Here is a 7,429-nt window from a genome sequence, read left to right as displayed (position 1 = left end):
GTCCTTGACGACGCTGACCAGGACCAGCGTTCCGCCATGCGCGACATGGGCGAAGGCCGACTGGACTGACTGGGTGTTGCCAGTGGCGTCGAAAACCACGTCAAAGCCTTCGCCGTCAGTCGCCTCCCGCGCCAGATCGGTTGCCGATCCCTTCGAGCCGTCGAGGGTGGCAAAGTCGAGTTCGCTTGCGGCGAAACCCAGCCTCTCGGCACTCATGTCGAGCAGCGTCACGTCGAGACCGGCGATGCGGGCAAAAAGCGCCGTGCCGAGCCCGATCGGCCCGGCGCCGATGACCAGCGTGCGCGCGCCGGGCTGCGCCAGCGAGCGCCGAACGGCATGCGCCCCGATCGCCAGGAATTCGACGGCGGCGGCGTCGGCCAGCGATAGGCCGTTGGCCGGGTAGAGATTCTGCGCCGGCACCAGGATCCGTTCGCACATGGCGCCGTCGCGGTGGACGCCGAGCACCTCGATCCTGACGCAGCAATTAGGCTTGCCTTGCCGGCAGGCGATGCATTTGCCGCAAGCGAGATAGGGATTGATGATCACCGGTTCGCCAACGGCCAGATCGACGCCTTCGCCGGCCTCGATCACAGTGCCGGAAACCTCGTGGCCCATGATGCGGGGATAAGCGAGGAACGGATGCTTGCCCTCGAAGATATGATAGTCGGTGCCGCAGATGCCGACATGACTAACCGCGACCAGCGCCCAGCCAGAGGGCGGAGTGCCTGGCGCCGGGCGGTCTTCCAGAACAAGCTCACCGGGCGAGCGGCAGACGACGGCTTTCATAGTTCAATCCAGTCTGTTCATGAAACCGCCGGCCCCGCTAGCGCCGGGCCGGCGGTTGTTAATATGGTCTACTTGCCGCGGCGGCGCAGGCCGTCGAAATAGACGATGACGATAATTAGCACGCCGGTAATGATGCGCTGCCAGAAGGCATTGACGTTCAAGAGATTGGCGCCGTTGTTGATGGTGGCGAGGATGAAGGCGCCGAGCAGCGGTCCGTGCACCGAGCCGACGGCGCCGAACAGCGAGGTGCCGCCAATCACCGACGAGGCGATCGCCTGCAACTCCCAGCCCTCGGCCTGCGTCGGATTGCCGATGCCGATGCGCGAGGCAAGCAGCACGCCGACAAAAGCCGCACAGAGGCCCGACAGCGTATAGGCCATGTAGATGGTGCGCTGGACGTTGACACCGGACAGACGCGATGCCTCGGCGTTGGAGCCGACCGAGAACAGATACCGGCCCCAGCGGCTGTGATGCAGGAAGATGTAGGCGGGGATGCCGACGAGGATCACCATCCAGAACAGATTGGGGACGCCGAGAAACGAGCTGCGCGAAAACATTTGGAAAGCATCGTTGTTGATCGAGATCGAGTTGCCGTTGGTCATCAAGAGGCCGATGCCGCGCAAGGATGTCAGCGTCGCCAGCGTGATGATGAAGGGCGGCAGGCCCATTCTGACGATGCCAAAGCCATGGAACATGCCGATGGCGACGCCAACCAGCAAGGTGATCAGGATGGCGAGGAAAATCGGCACGCCGGCATTGATCAACATCGCCACGATGACGGTGGCGAAGCCGACGACGGCGCCGACGGAAAGGTCGATGCCTCCGGTGATGATGACGAAGGTCTGGCCGACTGCCAGGATGGCGATCATCGAACCTTGCCGCAGCAGATTCGAGATGTTGTTGGCGGAGGCGAAGCTCGGCGTCGCCACCGACAGGATGACCCACAATAATACCAGCAGCGCCAGCAGTGTCAGCCCGAACAGGGCGTTGTAGTTGCGTTTCGGCCTTTCGGCCGGGATCGCCTCGGTGCTCATATCTGTCCTCCCGGTTTTTCTTGTTTCTCGGCCAGCGCTTGGGTGAGGATCTCCTCATGGTCGGCAGTGCGGAAACCATGAGTGGCCACCAGTTTGCCGCGCCGGAACACATGCAGTGTGTCGGCCAGTTCATAGACCTCGGGCAGATAGGACGAGATCAGGATGATGCCGGCGCCATTGGACAAAAGCGCGCTGAACAGGCGGTAGATCTCGGCCTTGGTGCCGACATCGACGCCGACTGTCGGCTCGTCGAAGATGAACAGCTTGGCGCCGTGCGCCAGCCACTTGCCGATGACGATCTTCTGCTGGTTGCCGCCGGACAGGCTGGAGGCGAGCGCGTTGCGCGTCGGTGTCTTGATCCTGAGATTGGCGATCTGGCGATCCGCCTCGGTCTTCTCCTGTGCGCTGGAGATCAGCAGATTGCTGGAGATGCGCTTGTAGATCGGCAGATTGAGATTGAGGCCGACCGGCAGGTTGAGGCAGAGGCCCTGGTCGCGGCGGCTTTCCGGCGCCAGCGCCATGCCGAGCCTGATAGCGTCATGCTCGGAATTGACCTGAACCGCCTTGCCCTCCCAGAGGATCTGGCCGGCCGACTTGCGATGACGGCCGTAAAGCGTGGTGACGAACTCGCTGCGCCCGGCACCGATCAGGCCGTAGAGCCCGACGATTTCGCCGGCACGGACCGTCATCGAGACATTTTCGAAGCCCTTGCCGGAGAGATTTCTGGCTTCGAGCAGCGTCGCGCCCGGGGTAAAATGCTCCTTGTGATAGACTTGCTCGATCGAGCGGTTGATCATCATCTTGACCAGCTCGGCGTCGTTGGTTTCGGCGATGTTCCTGGTGCCGACAAGCGTGCCGTCGCGCAGCACCGAGACGCGGTCGGCGAGCTCGAACACCTCTTCCATGCGGTGGCTGATGTAGATGATGGTGACGCCTTCGCCCTTCAGCCGGCGGATCAGCGTGAACAGCTGGTCGGCTTCCTTCCGGGTGAGATAAGCAGTCGGCTCGTCGAAGATCAGGAACTTGGTGCCGCGCACGGTGGCGCGGGCGGCGGCGATCAGCTGCTGCTGGCCTATGGTCAGGTCGCCCAGCACGACATGGGCCGGCAGATCAAAGCCGAGATCGTCGATGATCTTCTGCGCTTCCCTGACCATGGCCCGCTGCTGCAGGATGCCGAAGCGGGAATCCTCCTCCCCGAGGAACATGTTGGCTGCGACAGTGAGATGGCGGCACAGAACGACCTCCTGATGCACAGCATTGATGCCCAGCGCCATCGCCTCATGCGGCGTCGCCAGCGCTGCCGGCTTGCCCTCCCAGATGACGTCGCCGGAGGTGCGCGGCATGACGCCGGTCAGCAGCTTGATCAGGGTGGATTTGCCGGCACCGTTCTCGCCGACAATGGCGTGGATTTCGCTGGCCTTGAAGGCGAGGTTAACCGGCTTCAGCGCGTGCGTGCCGGGATATCGCTTCTCCAAGCCCTTGAGTTCGAGGATCGTCCTGCCCGGTTCCAGCGTTGGGGCCGGATGCAGTTCCTGCGCCGTCGATGTCATGACAATCCTCCCAGATTGGCCTCACGATTGGCACGTAGCGATGCTGGCCGGGTCGCATCGTCAAGGGTATTGAAGCCGGCTGATTTCGAACCACTTTCAGGGTGTTTCCGGGGCAACGAGGCCCCGGAAACGGTGCACCTGCCGGTGCTCAGTCGAGCTTCGGATTGAGCAGCGCGTCGATCTTCGGATCCTTCATATTGGCCTTGGTGACGAGGTTGGCGCCGGTGTCGACATTGGCCTCGACCTTCTCGCCTTTCGAGGCCGCGAGTGCCGTCTTGATGCCGTCATAGCCCATCCGGTACGGATCCTGGACGACGAGAGCCGAAATGACGCCGTCGTTGAGGAACTTGATCAGCTTCTCGTCGCTGTCGAAGCCGACGAGTCCGACCTTGCCGGCCAAGCTGTTCTCGGCGATCGCCTGACCGACGCCCTGCGCCATGATCAGGTTGGAGGCGAAGATGCCCTGGAGGTTCGGATTGGCGGTTATCAGGTCGGTCGCGATGTTGAGGCCGGTAGTGGCTTGGCCGTCGGCGTACTTGTCGGCAACAAGCTTCAGGCCGGGATATTTGGCGGCAAGCTGCTCCTTGAAGCCCTGGGCGCGCTGTTCGAGCGAACCAGCGCCCGGAAGTGCGGTGATCAGGGCGACGTCGCCCTCGATTTTGCCGCCATTGGCTTCGCCGATCGCGGCCGCCAGCCCGTCGGCGGCGACGCGGCCGCCCTGGATATTGTCTGTGGTCAGGAACGAGGTGAAGGCCTTGGAGTCGGCGCCGGAGTCGATGCCGATGATCTTGACCTTGGTGGCTGCCTCATCGATCGGCTTGCCGAGCGCCTTGGCTTCAGTCGGCGCGATGACGACGGCAGCCGGGGTGCCGGCGACGGCATTCTCGAGGATCGAGATCTGGCCGTTGACGTCGGTCTCTGCCTGGGCGCCGAGTTCCGGCACATTGACGCCGAGGTCCTTGCCGGCCTTGCGGGCGCCGGCCAGGACGATCTGCCAGTAGAAAGAGGTGGTGTCCTTGACGATGATCGGAATGGTTACGTCCGCCGCCGAAGCTGGCGCCGAATGCAACACGCCGGCAAGCATCGAGGCGGCGGCGAGCGCCACGAATGCGCGGCGGTTGAGAATGCTGGTCACGAATTTCATAAGGCTTCCTCCCTAAGTCGCCCGGTGAACGTTGCTGAAGCTCGGTTTGGATAGGCGCTGTCCAAACAGAACTTTATCAATAAAAAACATTTACCGCATTTTGATAGTGCATAGGTTGGGTCGACGCAAGCGGTGTTTCGCATCGGTCTCCTTAATGGCTAGACCGATCTCATTGCCAAACCCTACAGATCCTCTCCGAAAGGTATGGAATATTAATTCCACCAACCAGTCAAGATGGAATATTCATTCTTTTGGGGCGTTCGATTGTTACGCCTCCTGATTGCGCCGTCCGCTGTTTAACCGACGAGGGCGAAGGCCGCAGCGCGTCAGCCGAGTTTCTGTACGACCGTGTAACGATCATATTTGGCGAATTCGGTTTCGGGCACCTGGATATCGAGCAGTTGGAGATTTCGCGCCAGATTGGTCGGTTTGGCGGTGCCCGTCAGCACAGAAGCGACAACAGGCTCGTGCAGCGGGAACTGAAACGCCGCCGCTGCAAGCGGATAGCCGCCTTCGGCGGCGATTTTTTCCATCGCCCCGACGCGGCCGAGAATGTCCGCGGTGGCCGGCAGATAATCGAAATGGGCGCCCGGTACCGGGCCCGTTGCCAGGATACCGGAATTGAAGACGCCACCGATGATCAGCGAGGTCTGCCGTTGCCGGCAAAGCGGCAGCAATTCGGCTTCGGCGGTGCGGTCGAGCAGCGAATAGCGGCTGGCGAGCAGGATGCAGTCGAGCGGCGCCTGGCGCAGCACATCGAGACAGATCTGAACCTCGTTGACGCCAAGGCCGTAGGCGGAAATGACCCTGGACGACTTCAGCTCCTCCAGCGCCTTCAGCCCGCCATCCATGAACTGGCGGAAATGCAGCTTCGCCTTCTCGGCCCCATGTGTGTAGACGCCGATGTCGTGGACGAACAGGATGTCGATCCGATTGAGGCCAAGCCGCGCATAGCTGAACTCGACCGAGCGCATGATGCCGTCATAGGAATAGTCGTAGTCGAGCGCAAAGGGCAACGGATCGACATAGGAATGGTCCGGAATCTGGTCTTCCGGCACCGGCCGGAACAGGCGCCCAACCTTGGTCGACAGCACGTAGGAGTCCCGCGGCTTGTCGCGCAGGAAATCGCCGAAGCGGCGTTCCGAGAGGCCGAAGCCGTAGAAGGGCGCCGTATCGAAATAGCGCAGGCCGGCTTCCCAGGCGACCTGCAGCGTCTGCATCGCCGCCTCGCGCGGGCAAGCTCGGTAGAGGCCGCCGACCGCCGCGCCGCCGAAGCTGACCTCGGTTATTTCCAGCGCGGTGCTGCCGACACGGCGTTTCTTCATGCAAAGCCTCCCACCGGCCATTTGCCTGGCCCGCGTCTTGAGTCAGTTAATGGCTGTTCTAGAGGGTCGCGCCGAGGTGCCAGGGCACGAACTCGTTGTCGCCGTAGCCGAACTCCTCGCTCTTGGTCTTGCGCCCCGAAGCCGTCTCGACGATCAGTTCGAAGATCTCGCGGCCCATGCCGGCGATGGTCTTTTCGCCCGAGGCGATGACGCCGCAATTCACGTCCATGTCCTCTTCCATGGTCTGGTACATGGTCGAGTTGCTGGCGACCTTGATCGACGGCGTCGGCCGGCAGCCGAAGCAGGAACCGCGGCCGGTGGTGAAGACGATGACATTGGCGCCGCCTGCCACCTGGCCGGTGGCGGAAACCGGGTCGTAGCCGGGCGTGTCCATGAACACCAAGCCGTGTCCGGTGACCTTTTCGGCATAGCCAAAGACGCCGTTGAGCGGCGTCTGTCCGCCCTTGGCGACCGCGCCAAGCGACTTCTCCAGGATGGTGGTCAGGCCGCCGCGCTTGTTGCCGGGCGACGGATTGTTGTCGATGGAGGCGCCATGCTTGGCGACATGGTCTTCCCACCACTTCACATAGCCATCGAGCTTGGCTGCGATCTCCGGGGTCGCCGCACGGTAGGCAAGCAGATGCTCGGCGCCGTAGATTTCCGTCGTCTCGGAGAGGATGCCGATGCCACCAACACCGGCCAGGATGTCGACGGCGGCGCCCAGCGCCGGATTGGCGGTGATGCCGGACATGCCGTCCGAGCCGCCGCATTGCAGGCCGACGACGATCTCGCTGACCGGGATTGGCTCACGCTCAAGCTTGCCGACCTCCTCGGCGATCTCGGCCAGCACCAGCATCGCCTTCTCGACCGATTTGCGCGAGCCGCCGGCTTCCTGGATGTTGAAATGGCGTTTTCCCGCAGCGACACCCTTCTGCCCATAGAGGGTGAGCTGGTTGACCTCGCAGCCGAGCCCGACCATCAGCACGCCGCCGAAATTCGGATGGCGGGCGTAGCCGGCCAGCGTGCGGTGCAGCACCATCATGCCGTCGCCGGTGGCGCTCATCCCGCAGCCTTGGCCGTGGACGATCGGAACGAAGCCGTCGATGTCGGGATATCTGGGCAGGAGAGTGCGGTTCGCCTCGTCGGCGATGGCATGGCAAACGGTGGCCGAGCAATTGACGCTGGCGAGAATGCCGACGAAGTTGCGCGTGCCGGCACGGCCGTCGGCGCGACGGTAGCCCATGAAGATGCGGGCGCGGTCGGCCTCGGTCGCGTGCACGGCTTCGCTCGGCGGCACCACCGGCAAACGCCCGGACTCGAAGATCAGATTGTGCGAATGGACATGCTCGCCGGGTGCGATGTTCTGGGTGGCGCGGCCGATCGCCTGGCCGTATTTGACCACGGCCTCGCCGGCGGCGATCGGCTTGATCGCTACCTTGTGGCCGGGTTCGATCAACGCGGTGGCGACGGCACCGCCCGGCAGTACCGCGCCGATCTCGATGCGGCCGTTGGCGACCGCGACATTGTCGGCGGGGGACAGAAGAATGCTGTTTGCGGCGTTCACGGGCAGTTTCCTGGGTGTTCCTGGGA

Annotated in this window: 6 protein-coding genes; all 6 read right to left on the bottom strand. The window is 63.0% G+C overall.

Translation table 11 applies throughout. The features are described from left to right. Window positions 1-786, bottom strand: a 786-nt coding sequence (locus EOA86_RS14850; protein ID WP_164891757.1) for a zinc-binding alcohol dehydrogenase family protein, incomplete at its 3' end; no start/stop codon positions are given. A gap of 68 nt (window positions 787-854) precedes the next feature. Continuing rightward, the gene (locus EOA86_RS14845) at window positions 855-1,820 is read right to left on the bottom strand and encodes an ABC transporter permease (protein ID WP_095520284.1); all 966 of its coding nucleotides are present in this window, start codon (window positions 1,818-1,820) and stop codon (window positions 855-857) included. Beyond that, window positions 1,817-3,370 carry a sugar ABC transporter ATP-binding protein gene (locus EOA86_RS14840; RefSeq protein WP_065009742.1) on the bottom strand — a complete coding sequence of 518 codons (1,554 nt, stop codon included), beginning with the start codon at window positions 3,368-3,370 and terminating at the stop codon, window positions 1,817-1,819. Before EOA86_RS14840 ends, EOA86_RS14845 begins: the two co-directional genes overlap by 4 nt. 148 nt (window positions 3,371-3,518) lie before the next feature. Then, complete coding sequence (locus EOA86_RS14835; RefSeq protein WP_128342310.1) at window positions 3,519-4,514, bottom strand: ABC transporter substrate-binding protein; 996 nt, start codon at window positions 4,512-4,514, stop codon at window positions 3,519-3,521. 326 nt (window positions 4,515-4,840) lie between these two features. Beyond that, a complete protein-coding gene (locus tag EOA86_RS14830) occupies window positions 4,841-5,839 on the bottom strand; it encodes an aldo/keto reductase (RefSeq protein WP_128342308.1) in 999 nt (332 codons plus the stop codon). 58 nt (window positions 5,840-5,897) lie between these two features. Further along, window positions 5,898-7,403, bottom strand: coding sequence for an altronate dehydratase family protein (locus EOA86_RS14825; RefSeq protein ID WP_128342306.1), 1,506 nt, complete (start codon window positions 7,401-7,403; stop codon window positions 5,898-5,900). Window positions 7,404-7,429 lie beyond the last annotated feature (26 nt).

The sequence above is a fragment of the Mesorhizobium sp. M5C.F.Ca.IN.020.32.2.1 genome (assembly GCF_004023105.1).
Lineage (GTDB): Bacteria > Pseudomonadota > Alphaproteobacteria > Rhizobiales > Rhizobiaceae > Mesorhizobium > Mesorhizobium wenxiniae.
Note: the sequence above shows the minus strand (reverse complement) of the source record. Positions and strands in the feature narration are given on the sequence as shown.

What these genes read in the sequence shown, in the direction of transcription:
- EOA86_RS14835 (WP_128342310.1), bottom strand. Translation starts at nt 4,514, where the DNA reads ATGAAATTCGTGACCAGCATTCTCAACCGCCGCGCATTCGTGGCGCTC.
- EOA86_RS14830 (WP_128342308.1), bottom strand. Translation starts at nt 5,839, where the DNA reads ATGAAGAAACGCCGTGTCGGCAGCACCGCGCTGGAAATAACCGAGGTC.
- EOA86_RS14840 (WP_065009742.1), bottom strand. Translation starts at nt 3,370, where the DNA reads ATGACATCGACGGCGCAGGAACTGCATCCGGCCCCAACGCTGGAACCG.
- EOA86_RS14845 (WP_095520284.1), bottom strand. Translation starts at nt 1,820, where the DNA reads ATGAGCACCGAGGCGATCCCGGCCGAAAGGCCGAAACGCAACTACAAC.